Here is a 21628-nt window from a genome sequence, read left to right as displayed (position 1 = left end):
AAGCATAGGAATCCTATGCTTTAGTTAATCGTGATTTGTAAGGTTTCATATAATCCAAACCCTTTTTCAGTACAAAAATTTTAATGGGAAGCATGACGAAAGATTTCGTTACGCGAATTGGTATCATCGCTAGATAACTCTTACCAAGAATCAAACTTAACCAATACGTATTCAATAACAAATTAATCACAATTGTATTAAAAAGTGCAATCCCAATAATAACGGACCAGCTGCAATCTGAATCTTTCAATAATCCATACATCGCTCCAATAATAAATGCAGAAATCGTAAACCCTGGAAAATAGGCACCGCTTTGTGGGAACAGCATCGCTCCTAAGACATCAGCCAGAGCAGCGGCCACCCCACCAAATAACCAACCATATAAATACCCCGCAATCGCCATGGGTACATACGTAAAACTTATCTTAACAATGGGTGTGGGTATTGATAAAAATCGTGAAACAACGACTTGTAGCACCACAAACATCGCAAGATGAGTCAGTTTTCGTGTATTCATAATAAATCCCTCTTTTCTTTGTCAAGCAAAAAGAAAAGGTCTCGCAACGGACGCAATAACACACCGCGCTTTCGCTTCGTCATACAGCAACTTCCCATCTGTATGCACTTAACGCGTGTCATTTACTTTGCTTGATAAATAAAGAATACCAAGACTGCCCTAAGAAATCAACTTATGTTACTATATACTCAAATGAGGTGTATTGACTATGAAAAAAACGAACGCAATGCGCATTCTTGATCAAAAGAAAATAGTGTATCAAATGCGCGAATATCAAAGTGATGGCATCAATATTGATGGCATCTCTGTTGCTGAACAAATCCAAGAATCTGTCGAACGGGTCTTTAAAACCATTGTCTTACACAATGGAAACAGCTACTATGTAGCTTTGATCCCTGTGGCAGATCATATCGATCTTAAAGCATGTGCCAAAGGATTGGGTGTTAAGAAACTCGAACTGCTCCATGTAAAAGAGCTCTTTGATTTGACGGGCTATGTACGCGGTGGTTGTTCACCGATTGGTATGAAAAAACAATTTCCAACGATTATCGATGAAACCTGTCTGCTCTTTGATACCATCATTTTTTCTGGAGGCCGCATCGGCACACAAATTGAAATGAAACCCGAAACTTTGATTGAACTCATCGGTGCGAAAACAGGTGCCATTACCGCTGTTGAGAATTAATAACATTACCATTCACTAAAATTGATGCATTCAAAAAAAAGCAAACACCTTAAATGCGTGTTTACTTTTTTGATGCATGTGTAGAAAGCTAGTTGGATAAATCTTGTTCAACATAAACAGTACGTGTTGGAAATGGTAGTGAAATATCATGTGCCTCAAGTGCATAGATAATAACACGTCGCAGATCGCGTTCCACCGCCCAATTCTTACCCACATACGTTTTACATGTAATCCGTATATTTAATGAGCTTTCCTCATATTCTGTAACACCCTGTACAATCGGTGTCTGCATGATTGAACCCGGATTTTGGTAGTGTTTCACGGTATCATTTAAAACTTCTAAAATAGTATCCAGATCTTTATCGTAAGGAACGGGTACATTGACAACCGCAAACATATACTCTTTCGACATATTTGTAACCATCTTAATCTCACCATTGGGTATGATATAAACCTTACCATCAGTGCCATTGCGTAAACGCGTCGTACGTAATGTGATGTCTTCAACCGTTCCTGTCACATCTGACAACGAAACCACATCACCAACATTAAATTGATTCTCAGATAGAATAAAGAATCCATTAATGACATCCTTTACAAGTTGTTGCGCACCAAACCCTACCGCAACACTTCCAATACTTGTGACCGCAAGAATCGGTTTTGTATCCAATCCAATTGTTTCTAAAATTATGATAAACGCAATGAAATAAACAACATACACCAGTGTTCTTGAAATGATTGGGTATACAGTTCGTTGCTGTTTCCCAAGTGGTACTTTATTTTCAATTTTAATTAAACTTCTACGTATGACTCGAACAATCACAAACACAATAAGCAGCGTTAATGCAATGCTTATCAAACGTAAAACAATCGGTTTTTCAAAAAATAATATGATATTTTCCATAAACTTCAACTCCCTTTAAATAGTTTACCAAGGTTTCGTTTCTAATACAATTCAAAAAGAAACACCACAGTGTTTCTTAATCTTGAAGCTCTTCTGTTTTTTCTTCGTCTTTTGGTAATGATTTTTGATCACGACTTCGCTCAATATGGTCATGAATAAACTTCTCTTCTCGCTCATCAATTTTCTCATTCGTCTTTTCAAGAATCGAAATAAGACGATGTTTTCCTTGAACAGGTAGTGTATCATCACGAACAACATAATTAATACAATATCCAAAAAAGACAACCCATGCAATAATCCAACCTGAAATCAAGAGAATCATCATCGATGCGAGTGGACCGTAGATAGTTTGATAATTCGAGTATTGATTAATATACACAAAGAACAATCGCCCTAATAAAATTAAGACAATTGAAGTAATGGCTGAACCCCAAATTACATCACGAAATCGAGTATATTTAAACGATAACAGTCGATAGAAGAAAACAAAGAAAAATGTAATGACGATCGGTGTTGTAAATTTATTGATAAATGGAACATAGCCGATTAAGATACCAAACGCCATAATCCCTAAAACAATCATAATAAAGTAGACACAAGCTAAAATTCTTAAAAAGAAATGATTGATGTTGACGCCATCTTGTTCACTGCTTAAAAGCAGAAATGAATAGATACTTTTTGATGCAACCCAGATTGATACACCCAGTAATGAAACAATCAACCATAAATTCGATAAATCTGAAGTTTGAATATAGTCCACAAAAGGCAGAATTAAATCCGCTGGTACATATCGTTGTAAGAGTTGAATAATCTGTGATACGTCATAAACATAGGTTCCTACAAACACCACCGATATAATGATAAACGGTGCAATACCCACAATAATTGAATACGCCAAAGCATATGTAAAGAGTGTCCCCTCGTTTGAAGACATCATTTCCATAACGGTTTGGATTTTTTTAATGAATTTTTTCATGCACCACTTCTCCTTATACCAATGTAACAAAAAGACTGGAATAATTCCAGTCTAAATGATTTTTTCGAAAAATGCGTTTACTTTTGATGGATTGGTATCAACCAGTACCTCGCCACCACCAATTAATACAGGTGTCGCCATAATACCGTGTTCTAGAGCGATTGATTTAAAACGTTCAGGATCGTCTTCACGCTTTACCACTTCGATGTGTTCTGTATATTTATTTCGAAGTCCCAACTCTAAGTAATTTTTTAGCGCCATACATTTAGGACAATTGTCCTGAGTTAACATCATTATTTTTGTCATTATCGTGCAATCCTTTCTTTATCAAAGAAGAAGTCATCATCATGTAATGACTCTGATTTCATTTTCTGATAACCATTTCCCTTCATGGAGAAGTTATCCATTGTTTTTGTTTCTGTGTTTAACCCATTAAGCACAACTGGGTTTACTTCTTCATATTCATAGTATGCATCAAAACCAAGATTCATCATTGCTTTATTCGCATTATAACGAACAAAGATCTTAACGTCGTGTGATAACTCTACCGGATCGTAAATCGCTTCAATCAGCTCTACTTCTTCCTCATAGATTGCATCAAGATAGGTTGTAAGCCATTCATAAAGTGATGCTTGTGTTTCCGCATCAAACTTGCGATATAATTCCATAGCTAAGTTCCCGATATAAAGTCCATGGATACTCTCATCACGTAAAATAAGATTAATAATTTCACCTGCTTGCATCAACTTCCCTTGACCATAGAAATAAAGCGGATAATAGAAACCACTATAGAAAAGACATGACTCCAAGAATACACTTGCAACCATCGCTTTCCATTGCGCTACATCAAACTCAAAATCATCTACCGGTTCACCTAAATCCGCATACTGTTTACGATAAGTAAGGCGGTCCAGATTTTCATAATAACCAATGATTAATGCGAGAATATTTTGCATATTCTTATTTTGTTCACCCCAACGGTAAAGATCATCAATTTCTTCATTTTTCATATAGGTCATAAAAATATTTGAATAACTTTTCGCATGAACTGCATTTTCCATGGCAGCCATAAAGTTCAATACAGACTTACGTTGATGATACTTGTGGTCAATCGAACGCGATACTACCGGCATTCCGATATCCCCTTGATAGGTATCTAAGAAGGTAAGTACTAATAAGTTTCGGCCGTATGCCAGTTTCACATCTTCAGGCAAGCTTGCCCATAGATTTAGATCCGGCTGAAGACTGATATCTTCAGGTCTCCAAAACTGACTTAAATTTTGTTCGTAAAACGTTTGTGTAAAATTATCTTCATGTTCATTCCAATTCGCACCATCATATTCACGATTTGCTTTAATCTCATTAATTTGCTTCAACATCATCGTTTTCCTCCTCCTTAAACTGCACAACTTTCACATTCATCAATTCTTAGTTTTTGTGTTCGTGTATAATACAACGTCTTAATCCCTTGGTAATGTGCATAAAGATAATAACGTTGAAGACTTCGTGTCGTTTCATCTGAAGTGATGCACAGTTCAAACGAAATTCCTTGATCAACATGTTTCTGAGCCGTTGCAATAACGTCAATGATCTTATACTTATCCATTTGATATGCCGATTCATACATAAACCCTGCAACATCTGCAGCTGGCATTGGGAAGTATGTTTTTGAGTTTCCATAAGTACGTTCTTCCACAACTTGCTTAATCGGTGTTAATGAAGGGGTTGCACTCATCACATATGCAATCGATCCATTTGGAGCAACCGCAAGACGATTAGAGTTATATAAACCATAAGTCATCACATCTTCTTTTAATTGTGTCCAGTCTTCATCCGTTGGGATTTCCACATCTACCAGAAGTCCCTTCACGACTTCAGTTTTGGGTAATACTTGACCTCGATCGTTGAAATAACTGCCATCTGCATAAGAACTGCGCTCGAAACCGTAGAATTTCTCTCCCGTTTCTTTTGCTTTTTCCATTGAATGAACAAGACTGTAATAATTAATCAAACTAAAGAATACATCAATTAAATCGATATCTTCCTCACTTCCGTAAGCAATAAAGTTTTCCGCAATATAACCATGGTGACCCATGACTCCAAAACCAACACTACGCATAATGCGGTTTGCACGTGCTACTGCAGGAACATGCGCAATATTTGTTTTCTCAGAAACAGAATTCATAATTTCCATCGCTGCAAATACAGTTTCTTTAATTGAGTTGTTTTTAATCATATTCCCCATATGACCGCTGGCAAGGTTACATGAAATGTCTAAGCCAATTTCATCTTCGTCACGACGGTGGTAATCACCGTAATGGGATACGATAGATGGTTGCAAGATTTCAGTACAAAGATTTGAAAATTTGATGGGATGCGCAAGTGGATTCTCTTTATTTACGTTATCTGCATACATTATGTAAGGATAACCCGATTCACCTTGTAATTGCGCAATCATATCAAATAATTTACGTGGATTGATTTTACGCTTACGTACATTAGGATTCTCAACCAATTTGTCGTACCATTCATCCATTTTAATCGCAACATCTGAGAATGGAATACCATATTCTTTATATACAGTATGAGGATAAAAGACATACATGTCTTTATCTTCGCGTGCTAATTCAATCATTTTATCAGGCATTACAACACCCATTGATAATGTTTTAACGCGTACGTCATCATCAGCATTTAATTTTTTTGTTTGTAAGAAATCTTCAATATCGGCATGGAATACGTTGAGATAAACAGCACCAGCACCTTGACGTTGACCCATTTGATCAGCATATCGGAACGCATTATCTAAAAGCTTCGCTACCCCGACAACACCTTTCGCAACATTAGGAATATCTTTAATGGATTCACCCTTGGCACGTAAATTTGTAAGGTTGATTGAAACACCGCCTCCTAATTTCGAAAGTTGCATTGCAAACTCTTGAACCCGTGCAATATCATTGAGCGAGTCATCCACTTCGAGTAGGAAACATGAAACAAACTCACCCCGTTTTTTCTTACCTGTGTTTAAAAGTGTGGGCGTAGCGGGTGTAAAGTCTTGAGCAATTAACGATGTAATCAATTTTTTCGCTAATTCAAAATCACCATTTGCGTGGTAAAGCGCAATGACTGAAAGGCGGTCTTCATATCGTTCTAAAAATACACGTTCCGCATCAATCGACTTTAGAGCATAATCATTATAGAACTTAAATGCACCCATGTATGTTGGGAAACGAAATTTCGCATCATATGCGATATCATATACCGCCTGGATTTGTTCAAACGTATACTTTTCTAAAAATTCTGTTTCATAGTAATCATTGGTTGTAAGATATTCGAGCTTTTCTTCCAAAGAGTGAAAAAACTGAGTTTTCTTATTGATTTCGTTTAAGAAGTACGAACGTACTGCCTCTTTATCTTTATTTAAATCTTTAATATTACCGTCGCCATCAACAATTTGATTATTCAGAATTACCCATTCTGGAATTTGATTTGATTTATTTTGTACTGTCATTTGTTTGTCCTCCCCTTATAAGATTCTATCCACTGTTGAACAAGCTCCACATCTTTTGTGAATCCTGATCCTTCAAACTTTAATACAAGTTCAATGTTATATTCATTATGAATTTTATCGCCTGCTGCACCGAAGTTTGTGCCCCAATTGCGATTGCCACCTACCGCAAGGCCAATAACCTTTGCGGCTTCGTGTTCTAAAAATACTTTGGTCTCTTCCGTTACCTTTCCGAAATCCCAAGATCGGGTTACTAGAAAGACGTCTTCATCTGTCGGTTCATAGTCTAAGATATCAATACAAGGAACACCAAGTTTTTCCGCAAATCGTTGACATTGTCCTGTTAAACTGTCAAAAACTACAATCACATCGTCACATCCTTTCGAACTAATTTCATTTAAACATAACCCTCCTCGAAATTCTTGAGTATTGCATGAAATTACGACGAAATTCCAAAATGTAAACTTGAAAGATAAATTAATTAACGTTTAACGTTGTTAGTAACTTTGTTTTTCATTTCTCATGCTTTTTTAAAAGTTTTTATATTTTAACTCTTGACACCTGAAACGGACCTAAAACTACTGTTTTGAAACCGCTTTAATTTGTTGCACGACCGTTCGTGCAAAAGTCCCTATGGAACTGAAAAGCACAGATAGGTATGATAAAGGCGAGCAAAGGAAAGAGAGGTGACTCAATGAATACATTAATGGATTGTATTATTGAAATCCCAGAAAAACTAGAACAATTACGTGATCAACGAGATGTGATTACAACCGCAATAAAACATGCTGCAAATGGAGATACTGTACGCAAAGTTGTGGTTGTAGGATCGGGTTCATCATACAATACGGCATTCACCACAAAACCATTTGCGGAATCGACATGCCAACTTGAAGTTGAATTAATGTACCCCAGTATATTTGTTGAACACTACAACGTAGAGTTATGTGATCAAAACGCACTCTATATCTTCATCTCACAAGGAGGCCAAACAAAACTTGTGTATGAAGCGATACAACGTGCAAATCAATTAGGACTTAAAACCGTATCAATTACTGAGTCGCTTGATACACCGATAGCGAAAGCAGCTCAAACGGCACTTGAAATGGGAAGCGGCAAAGAAAAATTTATGTTTAGAACTCTTGGGTTCTCAACCACCTGTACGGTTCTTTATCTAATCTATTTGTCACTTGGCGTTTTAAACAAACAGATTGACCCCACACAATCTGATGTGATTTTAGATGATTTAAAAGTGATGATTCAAGAACTCCCCCACATTCGTGAAGCATCAAACATTTATTATCATGCCAACAAGCACTATTTTTCCAAAACTGATGCCTATATCTTTTCGGGTCCTGGTGCCTTATGGCCCATCGCTCAAGAAGCAGATATTAAATTCATGGAAATGCTACCCAGTCTTACCAATAGTTTCGAGCTTGAAGAATTGATTCATGGTCCCCAAAACATGTTTACAAGTGACCAAGGATTCTTCTTACTTGCTCATCATGAAAAAGATCTACAAAAAAGCAGGAAGATTCAAAAATTTATAACACAGGAAGTTCATGCCCGCTGTATAATTGTCTCAAATACAAACGAAGACGATTTCAACATCAACACGAATTCCACGTATTTTTATCCACTTGCTTACATGACTTTCTTCCAAGTGCTCGCATACCAAATTGCTACACAACGTGGCCGCGATCTAACAAAAACGATGTATCCACAATTAACGGAATACATTAATAAAACACTTGAAACAAAGACTCCCTAAAGCAGACACACTGCTTTACACTCAAAATCGTACACAGTATCGGGTCTCATTACTGAAGTTTGTTTAAATCGAAAACGATACAACTGATGACTTTGAGAGCAATCCCACAACATTAACCGATATTATATAAAGAAGGAGTTTATTATGATACAAAAAATTAGAATTGATGACCGCTTGTTACACGGTCAAGTTGCTTACAGTTGGAAATCCGCTCTGAATTATGAAGCGATTGTTATCGCCAGTGATGATGCAGCATCCGACCAAATTCGCAAACAAGCACTCAAGCTTGCGAAACCTGACGGCGTAAAACTTGCGATCCGCTCCATTGATGACGCAATTACCCTTTTAAACAACGAAAAACTTAAAGGACTTAAGGTATTTGTTGTTACTGCTTCCCCGCATGACGCACTCAAACTCTACCAAGGTATTGATGAAACACCGGTCTGTACGTTGGGTGGAGTCCAAATGAAAGAGGGTCGTAAAGCCTTTGCCCCTGCCGTTTACTTTACAGCTGAAGAACTTGGTGCAATGGACAACCTCATTACATTAGGAATCTCTGTTGAAGTGAAACAAGTTCCTGATGATAAAGGCAAAGACTTCTCGGATTTACGTCAAAAATATTTAACACTGTAATTAAATAAAAATATAAGGAGGAAATATCTATGCAAGAAGCGTTACTTGTTGGTCTCGTCGTTGCCTTGGTATGGTTTGTCGAAAAGATGCTCGGAACCCCAATGGCCAACAGACCACTTATTATCTCACCCCTTGTTGGACTCGTTCTAGGCGATCTCCAATCAGGAATTATTATTGGTGCCAGTCTTGAACTCGTCTTTATGGGTGCGATTCAAGTTGGTGCAGCAGTACCACCTGATGTGCTTATTGGTTCTGCACTCGGTACAGCTTTCGCAATCTTATCCGGTCAAGGATCAGAAATTGCGCTCGCACTCGCATTACCGATTGCAATTCTCGCTCAATCATTAAAAGTTATTATCTTTATCGTTCGATCATGGTTTATGGACTTTGCCATGAAACTTGCGGAAGATGCGAATATTAAAGGCATGTTTGCACTTAATATTGGCGGGCTTTTACTACACTGTCTAATGTACTTTACCGTAGCATTCATCGCAGTGCTCTTTGGTGCAAGTGCTGTTGAGGGATTTGTTCAGGCAATTCCTACTAATCTTATGAACGGTCTTGAAGTTGCTGGAAAATTACTTCCTGCAGTAGGATTCGCACTATTGCTACAGCCAATGATGAATGGTAAAAACATTCTTTACTTTATTCTTGGATTTATTCTAATCGCTTATCTCGAGTTACCAATCTTAGCCGTAACCTTATTTGGTGTTATCTTAGCCTTCATAATTGTATTTGAAGTCGGACAGACACCTGCAGCTGTACAGCATGATGAATTGGAGGACTTATTCGATGAATAAAATTGAAACAACAAAAGAAGACAAGAAATTATTTAGAGAAATATTCTGGTATTCATTCTTACTCGAAAACTCATATAACTACGAACGCCAACAAGGTCTTGGATTTGCCGTTGGTATGTGGCCGGCAATTAAACGCTTCTATCACACAAAAGAAGATCGTGCAGACGCCCTTGTTCGTCATATGCAAATCTTTAATACGACCCCTCATGTCGTATCTGCAATCACCGGTGTTGCGACCGCACTTGAAAAAGAAGCAAGTCAAAACCCTGATTTTGATAAGAATACCATCAACAGCATTAAGATTTCATTAATGGGTCCTTTTGCCGGTATTGGTGATTCCTTCTTCTGGGGTACCATTCGTATTATCGCTACCGCAATCGCATTACCTTTATCCCAACAAGGAAACATTCTTGGTCCAATTCTATTCTTAATCGCATTTAATGTTCCACACTTAATTGTTCGATACCTCGGTGGTGTATTTGGATATAGATTTGGTACTAATCTTATGGATAGTGCTTCTGAATCAGGCATTTTCGTTAAGATAACAAAAGCAGCAACGATTGTTGGACTAATGGTTATTGGAGGTATGAGTGCTCAGATGGTTAAACTTAAAACAATCGTAGCCTTCTCATTCAACGAGACCGAGTTTCTCCTCCAACAATACATTGACCAAATATTTCCGTTACTTCTACCACTACTCTATACATTAATCATGTTCCACTTATTAAAGAACAAGAAAAAGAGTTCCATGTTCTTACTCCTTGTTACCATTGCATTTGGTATCATTGGATCTTATATTGGATTACTCTAATTGCACAAGTTAAGATGTTGCGTTATCGTAAAGATACGCAACATCTTTTTTAAAAGGAGGTCTTATGGAATTCACAAATAGACAACTTATCATCATGCACCACCTTGCCCAAGGCAACACCGTTACAGCCCAAGAACTTGCCCTATCAAGCAATGTATCCATCCGTACCATTAAGAAAGAAATCCAGATTCTTCGTGAGCTCCTAAAGTCCTATCAGATTGAAGTCTGTTCGATTCCAGGACATGGATACCGTCTCAATCCCTTAAACGAAGACCAAGAAGAAAAAATATTTGAAAATATCGGCTCGATCAGTCTTATTCGCCGGATGAATAGCTTTTCGAGAAATAATTCAGAGCGTGTTTCATATCTTATTCGAACACTCTTACAAGCTTCTGATTATCTTAAACTTGAAGAGCTTGCTGAACGTATGTTTGTAAGCCGTACAACCATTCACAACGACCTTAAAGATGTCCGATTACAACTCCGACGGTTTCAACTCGAGCTTAAATCACGTCCTGCATACGGGCTTAAATTAACCGGTTCCGAATTCAACCTTCGGCTTGCCTTTGCGGAATACTTCTTCCACAACACCTTAAGTCTTGTCGAGTCTAAAGAAAAAGATCTCTTTATCTTAAACAAAGACATCCTTTTTAAAACCGAAGAAATTGTCAAAGAATCTTGTTTCAAAGCAGATATTCTTCTTTCCGACTTCTCTCTCCAAAATATCGCAGTACACATACTCATTCTCTTCAAGCGACGCCGTGAAGGACATCACATCGAGATTCACAAAACAACCGATTCTCCACTACTACCACTGGCTCAAACCATTGCGAATGCTGTAAGTACGCTTTTAAACGAAGATGTCCTTAAAAAACCCGAACTGCTCTATCTAGCCATTCATCTTGACAGCAAACAAATTATCGCACACTCAGGAAAAACAGATGTTCAAGATGAAGCACTTATCTATGATATCTTTACCGAAATCGATAATAACTTCGCAATCAACTTTCTCGATAATCACGAACTCTTTCGCTATCTTTTATTACATATACCCCAAATGATCAAGCGCATACAAAACGGACTGACCATAAGAAATCCCTTAATTCATCGAAATTTACGGGAATTTCTCTTTGCCGCAAAAGTTACCATCTCCGCCGTATCAGTTATCGAGGCAAATTATCCAGACATCACCATCAATCTTGATGAGTTTGGTTATTTACTCCTCTATTTCCAAGGGGCACTAATGACCCGCCGCCACCAACAAACTCTAAACATTGGATTTATCGGTGGGAATGGACGCTCTGAAACTATTGTCTATGGCCAAACCTTGCGTGAACATTTTAATCAAGAACACATTACGGTCAGTGTTTACGGCTCACTACAAGAAATTACACAAGATCTTGATATTGGAGTCTCAATGGCAAAAATGACCATTCCACAGGCTCGAGAAGTCGTCGCAATCGAAGATGGCAACTACCTCACCCACATCGAACAAAAAATTAAACAATTTGACCTAGCCGAAGCAGATTTAGACCATTACCTCAAACCTCAATATGTCATCTATAACTTGCCTGGAAATAATAAAGAACAAGTCCTACACAACCTTACAGATAAGATGAATACCATGAATCTACTAAAACCTCACTTTGATTCAAATCCCTTCGCAACCCATGAAATTGGACACAACCTTGTCCACCTTCAAGATTTAAAAAAACATGTTGATCGCGCGTTGTGCTTTGTAGCAATACTGGAAAAACCAATTATTTGGGATAAAAGTGAAGTACACGTTCTTTTCCTAATTAAAACAAAACGCGATGGAGATCATGACCTCTTCTACCTTTGTGATCGCTTTTCAAAATGGTCCATGGATCGCTTTAAAGTCCAACAACTTATCGAAGGTCAGTCCTTCGACGATTTCAAACAAGCCTTACTATCCAGTTAGCGCATGACTTGTCCCCAAACCTCACATCATGTATGATGTTTTCATATTTAAGACGTAAGGAGTACTCAAAATGATACATAAATTTATTGATAACGGAAGTGACAAGACCCTTGTTTTATTTCATGGAACCGGTGGTGATGAAACGGTATTGCTGCCTGTCGCGAAAATGGTTGCACCAACGATGAACCATCTTTCCATTCGCGGTGATGTTGTGACATTTGGAAAACGTCGTTTCTCTGCTGTACAAAGTGAAACACAAATACTTGACGAAGAAGACTTACTAGGTCGTGTTCAGACCATTCTCGATACAGTACAAACATTAAAAGAAACATACAATCTCGGTGAACTTTGGGCATTAGGCTTTTCCAATGGCGCCAACACGATCGCCGCCTTAATCCTTGAACAGCCTACCCCATTTAAAAAATGTGTGCTGTTAAGACCTATGAACTTTACAAGCGATACACAAGAACTTGATTTAAAAGACATGGATATTTTAATTCATAGTGGTCGATTTGATGATATAATTCCTTATGAAAGTGCCGTAACTTTAGAAAAACGCCTCATAAATAATAATGCACGTGTTACTCACCGTATTTATGAGCTTGATCACCGTATGCGCGCTTACGAAATAGAAGAAATCAAACAATGGTTTGATATGGAGCTGACATTATGAATAAACCTTATGAAATCCTAAATGCGTCACAAAACTTTGTGGTTGTAGGAATCAATAACAAACCGGAAACCTATGCGCACCGCATTTATAAGTTACTCGAACAAAAAAATAAAACAGTTATTGGTGTTAATCCAAACTATACGGAAATTGATGGTAAGACCATTTATCCTTCATTTTTAGAAATCACCGATGCCGTTGACGTTGCGGTAATGGTTGTAAATCCTAAGATTGGAATTAACATGCTTGAATCCATTAAAGAAAAAGGCGTCAACGTTCTCTGGCTTCAACCAGGTACCGTAAACGATGCTTTACGTGCTAAAGCACAAGAACTCGAACTTAATGTAATCGAAGCCTGTGTGCTTGCGGAATACGCTCAAAACGAGAAATAAACACACTAAAAACGGAACACCACCCAATACTGGATGATGTTCCGTTTTTTTATTATCTATTTTACAAGTAGTGTTCGTAATTCAGCCATACGTTCGCCAAATTTCTCGAGTGTTGTATCAACTGCTGTTGATTCAGTCATATCCACGCCTGCCTTACGAAGGACATTAATTGGATAGTCAGAACTTCCTGACTTCAAGAAATCAAGATAAGGTGTCGCATCACCACCATTATAAATTGTTTCACTGAATAAAGTTGCTGCGCTAAACCCTGTAGCATATTGGTATACATAGTAATTATAGTAGAAATGAGGGATGCGTGCCCACTCATAACCAATTTCTTCGGTGCTGATTGATTCACCATAATAGAATTGATTAAGTTTGTAGTAAGATTCAATTAAATAATCAGCCGTTAAAGCAACGCCCTCTTGGTCTGATTTATGAATAAGGTGTTCAAACTCAGCAAACTGTGTTTGACGGAACACCGTGCCCTTAACGGTGTCTAAATAATGATTCAACAAGTAAGCACGAACCTTAGGATCCTCATATTGATCCAACAAGTAATTCAACAATAAATTTTCATTCGTCGTTGAAGCTACCTCAGCAACAAAAATTGAATAATCCCCATAAATATAAGGTTGATACTTACGTGTAAAGTATGAGTGAACACTGTGGCCAAGTTCATGAGCAAGTGTAAACACATTATCAATATTTTCTTGCCAGTTTAAAAGAATGTACGGTGCACTTCCATAAGTACCTGAAGAATAAGCACCCGAACGTTTTCCTTTATTCTCAACAACATCAATCCAACGTTCATCAAATGCACGTTTCAACACAGCACAATATTCTTCTCCAAGAACACTCAATGCATCTAAGATCACTTCTTGCGCTTCTTCATACGTAAACTTCAAATCCACTTCATCGACCATAGGAACATAGATATCATACATTTGAATATCATCAATACCCAAGGCTTCTTCACGAAGTGCAACATAATCATGCAATAAATTAATATTATTATGGATTCCTTCTAATAAAGAATCATAAACTTCTTCGTCAATATTATTCGCAGCAAGAGCAGCCTGGCGTGCCGATGCATAATTACGGATTGTTGCATTGAAATTATGAACCTTAACATTTCCCGACAGCGTACTTGCGAGCGTATTCTTTAAATTACCATAGGTTGTTTGCATCGCTTTGAAAGCATCTTCACGAACACGTCGATCTGCACTTTCCATTAATAGTGAATAACGTCCATGTGATAATTGAACATCATTTCCTGATTCATCTTTAATTGTAGGAAATTGAATATCTGCATTATTCAACATACCAAATGTCTGCGAAGAAACACCAAAGATTTCTCCTGATGAGGCAAGAATACGTTCTTCTTTTTCACTAAGAATATGTGGTCTTGATTTGAAAAGACGATCAAACTCATGATTATATAAACTGAGTGCATCATTCGATTCAAGATATTCCCGTATCACAGCTTCATCCGCAGATAAAATTTCTGCTTCGTAGAACGAAAAACTCGATCCAAATTGCGCAAGAAGCGATTGCACGCGCGCATTCATAGCTTGATACTTAGGGTTTGTGGTATCGACATCAAAACTTAAATGTGCATAAACATATAAAAACTCAATACGATAACTTAATTCATCACGAAACTTAAGACCCGCTAACAAACTCTCAGCACTTTTCGTTAAAGTACCACGATATGCAGCCACTTCACTTAAGTCATTTTGAATCGCATCAAATTCTGTATTCCATGCGTCATCATCTTTAAACATCGGTGTTAAATCCCATGTATCTTTTATATCCACTTCACTACGAAGTGGTAATTCATATTTATCCGACATAAATACACCTCTTATCTATAGCGGTTTTACCCGTTACATCTATTTTACCACAAGACGATTATCTGTGCGAAAAAACACACAAAACTCGTACATACAAAAAAAACTCACTTCCTAAGAAGTGAGGTTATTGACACTATGGTGACCCGTACGGGATTCGAACCCGTGAATGCATGCGTGAAAGGCATGTGAGTTAACCGTTTCTCCAACGGGCCATATAAATGGCGCTTGTTGCAGGACTCGAACCTGCGACCCACTGGTTAACAGCCAGTTGCTCTACCGACTGAGCTAAACAAGCATCACTTAAGTGCTCATAAAATATACCACACCAGATACCACTTGGCAAGCCTTATTTCACAAATAAATCATACTTTTTTATAATCTTTACATTCTGTGAATTTCAGTCACGATTAGCGGAGTTCCGCAAAAAAAAGTTGCATCGTAATGATGCAACTTGTAATTTACACTATGGTGACCCGTACGGGATTCGAACCCGTGAATGCATGCGTGAAAGGCATGTGAGTTAACCGTTTCTCCAACGGGCCATATATAATGGCGCTTGTTGCAGGACTCGAACCTGCGACCCACTGGTTAACAGCCAGTTGCTCTACCGACTGAGCTAAACAAGCATCGCTTAAGTGCTCATAAAATATACCATACCCATTCCTACTTAGCAACCTTTTTCAGTAAAAATAATCGATTATTTTACCTTTTTTATAAGGTGTGATTTAAGGTCGTCATATTAGCGAGATTTACACCTCAATTTTAATTGAAACATCGATTATGACGACAATTGTTTTCTGAACAACTTGGGTGTGAAACCAAAGAAAAACCTCATCATGATGATGAGGTTTGTTATTTACACTATGGTGACCCGTACGGGATTCGAACCCGTGAATGCATGCGTGAAAGGCATGTGAGTTAACCGTTTCTCCAACGGGCCATATAAATGGCGCTTGTTGCAGGACTCGAACCTGCGACCCACTGGTTAACAGCCAGTTGCTCTACCGACTGAGCTAAACAAGCATCGCCAAGTGCTTATAAAATATACCATACTAATATTGCCTTGACAAGCATATTTTAAAAATAGTTTAAGTTTTTTCAATAATTTCGATATGTGTTGGTTTTGGGACCAAAATTTGAGACGGTTGTCGCCTTGGAAGACAGAAAACCGCTACAAATAAGAGACTTGTTTGTACCGCAAATAATGGTATATCAAAAATTCCGTACATGATTGTCGCAACTAATACACCCAACGCCAAGGGATAATCAAGATAATATGCATTTAAGTACACATCACGCAATTTACCAATGAGAAACGATACAAGGATAACAGTTCCACAAATACCAAAACTTAAGAAACTCTCAATAAAAATATTGTGGGCATCGATATTATCAAAAAGCAGTGCATAGGTAAACATCCCTTTACCAAACCAAGGCTCTTTTAATATTTGATGAATAGCTTTGTCCCAAATTTCGAGGCGAATGCCACTATGTTCTGCAATTTGCATAAAACGTGGAAACAAATCCGGTCTTGAAAGAATAAACAAGGTTAAAAGTGCTCCCAGTAGGATCATCACTTTAAATTGCGTCCACTTCCTTTGAACCAATATTACGGTTAGAAGACCAAACATCAAGGCTACGATAATGGATCGTGTACCCGTCAAAAACATTGCATAGAGGTTAATGATAAAGGCACCTGCATAGAATGCGCCCAATCGATAATTTTTGAACGTAATTTGAAATTGAAGTTGGTTAAAACAAACCAATAAAACAATCAGAAGAACAAAAGCATATAAGTTTGGATTATCAAACGTTGAATACGCTCTAAAATATCCATCACCATAAAAAGGCAGATGTCCCATTTGAATTACACCATCAAATAAACTCATAAATGATTTATACCAAAATGGTCTCCAACGAATAAAGTTGAAGAAGAAGTTAAATAAGGAACACCACACAATATAGTATTGCATTTTCATGTATTCCTTAGGACTCATTCTTCGATTTAAAACAAATGCATAGGCTACTAAGATAATTAGGTACATAGTCCCCATAATCCCCTGCATATTCTTGTTTAGGACGGCTACAATGAGCAAATACGCCCATAAAATCCAGAACGTGCTCCATCTATAGCCTTTATATCGAATCCATTCATACAATACAAAAATTCCCGCCACAATAACCGCTGGATATAACAAATAGTCTGGTAAGAATAGCACCATAATCATCAAAAATATTACATTCTCAGATAATAGCGTTCTTACTTTTGTACTGAAGTCTTTTATTATTTTCATCATATATATTTTACCACATTAAAAAGTGACGACTATTACAATAGTGTCACTTTAATCTAAGAAGCCATCCAATAAAGCGAAATCACTATAATTTACTCTTCTTTTTTCTCTTCTTTCGACGGTTCTCCGTTTTCATTTGCTTTTTTTTCTTTTGCTTCAGCTTGCTCCGTTTTTAAACGTTCGACAAGTTCTGAATCTTTTGATTCAGAAACAAGCTGAATATGCTTGTCTTCCATATTTCCGTTTTTAACTAATTGGTAGTATATAAAATCACCACGATTATCATCAGTAACATCGGTAAAATTGAAAAGATTGATTTCTAAATCATATTGTTTTTTAGAGCCTTCTGTCTTGAAGTACTCTGCTACAGGTAAAACTTCAACAACTCGATCGTACGCTGATTCAATCAAGGCAGAAGCATCTTCTTTTGAAGTATCAGGCTTCATTTTAAGTTGTATACGAAGCGTCGCTGTTTTGAGCGATACAGTTACAGACTCAAATTCTGAACTATCCTCGAGCGTTTCCACAACCTTTTTTTGTAAATCGGAAGTAATTTCAGGATCGTGATCATTTGCAAATCGTTGTCCTGTTAATGGTTTTCCCGATTCAATCGATGCTTTAACAATTGTAAAGCCCAACCAAAGAGAGGGAATTAGGATTAAAACAAGACAGATAATGATTGCATAATAAGACCAGTCATGTTTTTTAGTTTGTTTTTGCTTTTTAACTTGAACTTCTTTATTTTGCTTTGGATCCATTTTTTTTGTCATTGCGATCCTCCTTATGCATTTAAATATTATATTATTTTCTATTTATTATCAAGCACACGCACAACCAGTTCATTGGTTACTCGTGGATTTGCTTGTCCTTTTGATATTTTCATAACTTGTCCTACAACAAATTTAATGGACTTATCAAGACCGTTTTTATAATCCTCAATAACTTGCGGACTTTGTGTTAATACGTCTTCAATCCACGCTGTAATGGTTGCTTCATCACTGATTTGAACCATTCCAGACTTCTTAATTACATCTTTAGGAGATTCCCCTTCAACAAACTTCGCAAAAACCTGTTTTGCTTGTTTTGAGTTGATAGATCCTGTTTGAATCGCTTCAATGAAATCTACAAAATGATCAACATTAAGCCATGCTTCAAAACTGCGTTCACCTTTTTGATCAAGTACCGCCAACACATCTTGTGTCAACCAATTCACTAAAAGCTTATAAGCATCCGTTTTTTGAGCCAATACATCAAAATAAGCCGCCAAGTCAGGGTTTTTAACCAAGACATTCGCATCATACAAACTCAGTCCCATTTGATCTTGGTATCGTTGAATGCGTGCCATTGGTAATTCAACTAATGTTTGATCCAAAATATCTTGACCAATACGTACTGGTACAATATTAGGTTCTACAAAATAACGATAATCTACTGCTGTTTCTTTTGTACGCATCGCAACAGTTTCTTGAGTTTTTTCATCAAAACGACGTGTTTCAGTCACAACTTTTTGTCCTGAATTTAAGATTTCGGCTTGACGAATACTTTCGAATTCAATTGATTTTTGAACATTATTTGTCGAGTTTAAGTTTTTGATCTCAACTTTTGTTCCAAAGGCTTCTTGACCTTCAGGTCTTAGCGAAATATTCACATCACAACGAAGAGACCCTTCATCCATACGACCATCAGAGATGCCTAAATAGACCACTAACAGACGCAATGCGTCAACATATGCCGCCGCTTCTTCACCAGTTCTAAAATCTGCTTCAGTAACAATCTCAAGTAAAGGTGTTCCTGCACGATTAAAATCAATCAATGTTTTATCACCTTCATGAAATTGTTTTGCTGTATCTTCTTCCATATGAATACGGTTGATGCGTACATGCTTAACTGTTTCACCAACCAGAACATCAAAATGTCCATGTTGACCTAATGGAAAGAATTGTTGTGTGATTTGGTATCCCTTTGGTAAATCAGAGTAAAAATAGTTTTTTCGATCAAATCGAATTAAATCATCAATCTCACAATTTAGAGCTTTACATAAGCGAACACCATAATTGACCGCTTGTTTATTCAATTGTGGTAATGTTCCGGGGTAACTTAAATCAATTTCATTGATTGCGGTATTTGGCTTTTGACCATATCCGAGTGGTGCTCCTGAAAACATTTTTGTTTTTGTTTTTAATTCACAGTGAATTTCAATTCCAATAACTGCTTCGTATCCCATTAAAATGCTCCCTTCCAGTTAATTAGTGACTCAAATGCTTGTCCATATGCAAACATTTTAGCTTCAGTAAAGGGTTGTGTTGAAATATTGATACCAACAGGAAGTCCATCTACTAAATCAAGTGGCAATGTCATGCTTGGATAACCACTAAAGTTGTTGATGACCATGTGGTTTTCGCCAATTAAGTATGCATCCGACAATTCATCCATCAATTGATTTTCAACTTTCGGTGCAACCGTTCCAGATGCTAAGGTAACCATAATATCAACATCTTCAAAGCATGATGCATAAGCATTTACTAATAAACGACGAACTTTCTTCGCTTGATCAAATACTTCTTTTTGATTGGCATCATCTAATGCAAAAGCACCAAAGATGAAACGACGTTTAATTAAGGAACTGAATCCGTTTGTTCGTGTATTCTTCATGATTTCTTCAAGCGAATCGCCTTCTTGTGATAAACCAAATCGAACACCATCAAGATTTGCATGGTTTGCCACTGCTTCTGAATTTGAAATCACACTGTATACTGGAAGCATTGTACGCATTAACGTTTTCTCAATTGTTTTCTCAACTAAAATTGCGCCTTGAGCTTCAAGTTTTTCTTTAAATTGTACAAATGATGCTTTAACCGCTTCGTTTTCGATAGCATCTTCAACTGTTTTAAAGATTCCAATACGTTTACCCTCTGGATCCATGTCAAGGAGTTTTGAATAAGACACAACCGGTTCCATAGAACTTGTCATATCGCGATCATCACGTCCAGCAAGCACTTCAAGAAGACATGCTGCATCGGCTACGTTTTGTGTGAAATAACCGACATGATCAAGGGATGATGCGTAAGGAATTACACCGTATCGTGAAATACGACCATAAGTTGGCTTAACACCGACAGCACCACAATATGCAGCGGGTTTACGAACGCTGTCGCCTGTATCACTACCTAAAGCTGCCCGAACCGCTTTTGCACCCACAAGCGCTGCAGAACCGCCTGAAGATCCACCTGAAATACGACTTATATCATATGGATTGTAAACTGGTCCAGTAATCGCGGATAAATTAGTACCACCCATACCCAACTCATCCATCGATGTTTTCGCGACAATAACTGCCCCTTCATCTAAAAGTCGATGCACAACATGTGCGTTATAAATCGATTTGTGGTTTGAAAGCAACTTACAACTTGCTGTTGTTAGAGTATCTTTCATATTGATATTATCTTTTAAAGCAATATCCCACCCAGAAATTAAACCATCAGTAATTTCATTTGGATCTACAAAACTTACAATTGCGTTAAGACGCTCATTTTCTTTTTTTAAATTCCCGATAATTTCATCGATTGATTTACTCATTTATTAACCACCTTTACAATTTCAAAATAATCACCATCAACACGCGGTGCATTTTCAAATGCAAGGGATTGATCAATGACATGATTGGGTTCGTCATCACGAAGCCATGTTGTTTCCATCTCAAAAGGATATGACATAACCTCAACGCCTTCTGTATCAATTGCTTGAATCTTATCAACATAACGTTCAAACACATGAGCATTCGCTTCAACCATTTCAAGTTCTTCGTCTGTTAGACGAAACATTAAATCGGAAGCAAATTTTTCAATAAGCTCTTTATCTAATTTTTTCAT

21 protein-coding genes, 6 tRNA genes and 1 riboswitch are annotated in these 21628 nt (G+C 37.3%); of the genes, 8 read left to right on the top strand and 19 right to left on the bottom strand.

What is annotated here, in order from left to right:
* Positions 1-13 precede the first annotated feature (13 nt).
* On the bottom strand, positions 14-517 hold the full coding sequence (locus tag LLS04_RS05160; RefSeq protein ID WP_323610625.1) for a folate family ECF transporter S component: 504 nt from the start codon (positions 515-517) through the stop codon (positions 14-16).
* A gap of 42 nt (positions 518-559) precedes the next feature.
* Positions 560-649, bottom strand: a riboswitch (THF riboswitch).
* Positions 650-725: 76 nt separating this feature from the next.
* On the opposite strand from LLS04_RS05160, the gene ybaK reads away from it, so the two are divergent.
* Positions 726-1202, top strand: coding sequence for a Cys-tRNA(Pro) deacylase (ybaK, locus tag LLS04_RS05155; protein ID WP_123171809.1), 477 nt, complete (start codon positions 726-728; stop codon positions 1200-1202).
* An 88-nt stretch (positions 1203-1290) separates the two neighbouring features.
* Here the strand turns inward: ybaK and LLS04_RS05150 are convergent, their stop codons facing one another.
* From LLS04_RS05150 to LLS04_RS05125, 6 genes are all read right to left on the bottom strand, one after another.
* Positions 1291-2106, bottom strand: a complete 816-nt coding sequence (locus LLS04_RS05150) for a mechanosensitive ion channel family protein (protein ID WP_323610621.1) — start codon at positions 2104-2106, stop codon at positions 1291-1293.
* Positions 2107-2182: 76 nt separating this feature from the next.
* Complete coding sequence (locus tag LLS04_RS05145) at positions 2183-3082, bottom strand: YihY/virulence factor BrkB family protein (protein ID WP_323610618.1); 900 nt, start codon at positions 3080-3082, stop codon at positions 2183-2185.
* 51 nt (positions 3083-3133) lie between these two features.
* Positions 3134-3388, bottom strand: a complete 255-nt coding sequence (locus LLS04_RS05140) for a glutaredoxin family protein (RefSeq protein ID WP_323610616.1) — start codon at positions 3386-3388, stop codon at positions 3134-3136.
* The gene (gene nrdF / locus LLS04_RS05135) at positions 3388-4464 is read right to left on the bottom strand and encodes a class 1b ribonucleoside-diphosphate reductase subunit beta (RefSeq protein ID WP_323610615.1); all 1077 of its coding nucleotides are present in this window, start codon (positions 4462-4464) and stop codon (positions 3388-3390) included. Before nrdF ends, LLS04_RS05140 begins: the two co-directional genes overlap by 1 nt.
* Positions 4465-4478: 14 nt before the next feature.
* Positions 4479-6593 carry a class 1b ribonucleoside-diphosphate reductase subunit alpha gene (gene nrdE, locus LLS04_RS05130; RefSeq protein ID WP_323610614.1) on the bottom strand — a complete coding sequence of 705 codons (2115 nt, stop codon included), beginning with the start codon at positions 6591-6593 and terminating at the stop codon, positions 4479-4481.
* The gene (locus LLS04_RS05125; protein ID WP_323610613.1) at positions 6590-6958 is read right to left on the bottom strand and encodes a ribonucleotide reductase stimulatory protein; all 369 of its coding nucleotides are present in this window, start codon (positions 6956-6958) and stop codon (positions 6590-6592) included. The genes nrdE and LLS04_RS05125 overlap by 4 nt, the downstream gene beginning before the upstream one ends.
* A gap of 326 nt (positions 6959-7284) precedes the next feature.
* Here LLS04_RS05125 and LLS04_RS05120 point away from each other — a divergent pair, with 326 nt between their 5' ends.
* The 7 genes from LLS04_RS05120 (at position 7285) to LLS04_RS05090 (ending at position 13609) form a co-directional block, all read left to right on the top strand.
* The gene (locus LLS04_RS05120; protein ID WP_323610610.1) at positions 7285-8361 is read left to right on the top strand and encodes an SIS domain-containing protein; all 1077 of its coding nucleotides are present in this window, start codon (positions 7285-7287) and stop codon (positions 8359-8361) included.
* Positions 8362-8505: 144 nt separating this feature from the next.
* The gene (locus LLS04_RS05115; protein ID WP_323610608.1) at positions 8506-8994 is read left to right on the top strand and encodes a PTS system mannose/fructose/N-acetylgalactosamine-transporter subunit IIB; all 489 of its coding nucleotides are present in this window, start codon (positions 8506-8508) and stop codon (positions 8992-8994) included.
* Positions 8995-9023: 29 nt separating this feature from the next.
* Positions 9024-9794, top strand: coding sequence for a PTS mannose/fructose/sorbose/N-acetylgalactosamine transporter subunit IIC (locus LLS04_RS05110; RefSeq protein ID WP_254007298.1), 771 nt, complete (start codon positions 9024-9026; stop codon positions 9792-9794).
* Positions 9787-10605, top strand: coding sequence for a PTS system mannose/fructose/sorbose family transporter subunit IID (locus LLS04_RS05105; protein WP_323610607.1), 819 nt, complete (start codon positions 9787-9789; stop codon positions 10603-10605). Before LLS04_RS05110 ends, LLS04_RS05105 begins: the two co-directional genes overlap by 8 nt.
* A 64-nt stretch (positions 10606-10669) precedes the next feature.
* Positions 10670-12547, top strand: a complete 1878-nt coding sequence (locus LLS04_RS05100) for a BglG family transcription antiterminator (protein ID WP_323610606.1) — start codon at positions 10670-10672, stop codon at positions 12545-12547.
* Between the two features lie 70 nt (positions 12548-12617).
* The gene (locus LLS04_RS05095; RefSeq protein ID WP_323610605.1) at positions 12618-13220 is read left to right on the top strand and encodes an alpha/beta hydrolase; all 603 of its coding nucleotides are present in this window, start codon (positions 12618-12620) and stop codon (positions 13218-13220) included.
* A complete protein-coding gene (locus LLS04_RS05090; protein ID WP_323610603.1) occupies positions 13217-13609 on the top strand; it encodes a CoA-binding protein in 393 nt (130 codons plus the stop codon). Before LLS04_RS05095 ends, LLS04_RS05090 begins: the two co-directional genes overlap by 4 nt.
* Positions 13610-13665: 56 nt before the next feature.
* On the opposite strand, the gene pepF is transcribed toward LLS04_RS05090, so the two are convergent.
* From pepF to gatC, 12 genes are all read right to left on the bottom strand, one after another.
* Positions 13666-15465 carry an oligoendopeptidase F gene (gene pepF / locus LLS04_RS05085; protein WP_254007293.1) on the bottom strand — a complete coding sequence of 600 codons (1800 nt, stop codon included), beginning with the start codon at positions 15463-15465 and terminating at the stop codon, positions 13666-13668.
* A gap of 136 nt (positions 15466-15601) precedes the next feature.
* Positions 15602-15677: transfer RNA gene (locus tag LLS04_RS05080), tRNA-Glu, on the bottom strand.
* A 7-nt stretch (positions 15678-15684) separates the two neighbouring features.
* Positions 15685-15760 (bottom strand) — tRNA-Asn (locus LLS04_RS05075).
* Positions 15761-15931: 171 nt separating this feature from the next.
* A tRNA-Glu gene (locus LLS04_RS05070) sits at positions 15932-16007 on the bottom strand.
* 8 nt (positions 16008-16015) lie between these two features.
* Positions 16016-16091, bottom strand: a tRNA-Asn gene (locus tag LLS04_RS05065).
* Between the two features lie 238 nt (positions 16092-16329).
* A tRNA-Glu gene (locus tag LLS04_RS05060) sits at positions 16330-16405 on the bottom strand.
* Positions 16406-16412: 7 nt separating this feature from the next.
* A tRNA-Asn gene (locus LLS04_RS05055) sits at positions 16413-16488 on the bottom strand.
* Positions 16489-16553: 65 nt separating this feature from the next.
* Positions 16554-17762 (bottom strand): O-antigen ligase family protein, encoded by a 1209-nt coding sequence (locus LLS04_RS05050; RefSeq protein ID WP_323610602.1) that lies wholly within the window; start codon positions 17760-17762, stop codon positions 16554-16556.
* An 89-nt stretch (positions 17763-17851) separates the two neighbouring features.
* Positions 17852-18529 carry a hypothetical protein gene (locus LLS04_RS05045; RefSeq protein ID WP_323610600.1) on the bottom strand — a complete coding sequence of 226 codons (678 nt, stop codon included), beginning with the start codon at positions 18527-18529 and terminating at the stop codon, positions 17852-17854.
* 38 nt (positions 18530-18567) lie between these two features.
* Positions 18568-19983 (bottom strand): Asp-tRNA(Asn)/Glu-tRNA(Gln) amidotransferase subunit GatB, encoded by a 1416-nt coding sequence (gene gatB / locus LLS04_RS05040; RefSeq protein WP_323610598.1) that lies wholly within the window; start codon positions 19981-19983, stop codon positions 18568-18570.
* Complete coding sequence (locus LLS04_RS05035; protein ID WP_323610596.1) at positions 19983-21335, bottom strand: amidase family protein; 1353 nt, start codon at positions 21333-21335, stop codon at positions 19983-19985. Before LLS04_RS05035 ends, gatB begins: the two co-directional genes overlap by 1 nt.
* Positions 21332-21628, bottom strand: coding sequence for an Asp-tRNA(Asn)/Glu-tRNA(Gln) amidotransferase subunit GatC (gatC, locus tag LLS04_RS05030; RefSeq protein WP_003775551.1), 297 nt, complete (start codon positions 21626-21628; stop codon positions 21332-21334). Before gatC ends, LLS04_RS05035 begins: the two co-directional genes overlap by 4 nt.

It is taken from the genome of Erysipelothrix enhydrae (assembly GCF_035066605.1).
Lineage (GTDB): Bacteria > Bacillota_I > Bacilli_A > Erysipelotrichales > Erysipelotrichaceae > Erysipelothrix > Erysipelothrix amsterdamensis.
The sequence above is the reverse complement of the archived record's forward strand: the minus strand, read 5'-3'. Positions and strand labels throughout refer to the sequence as shown.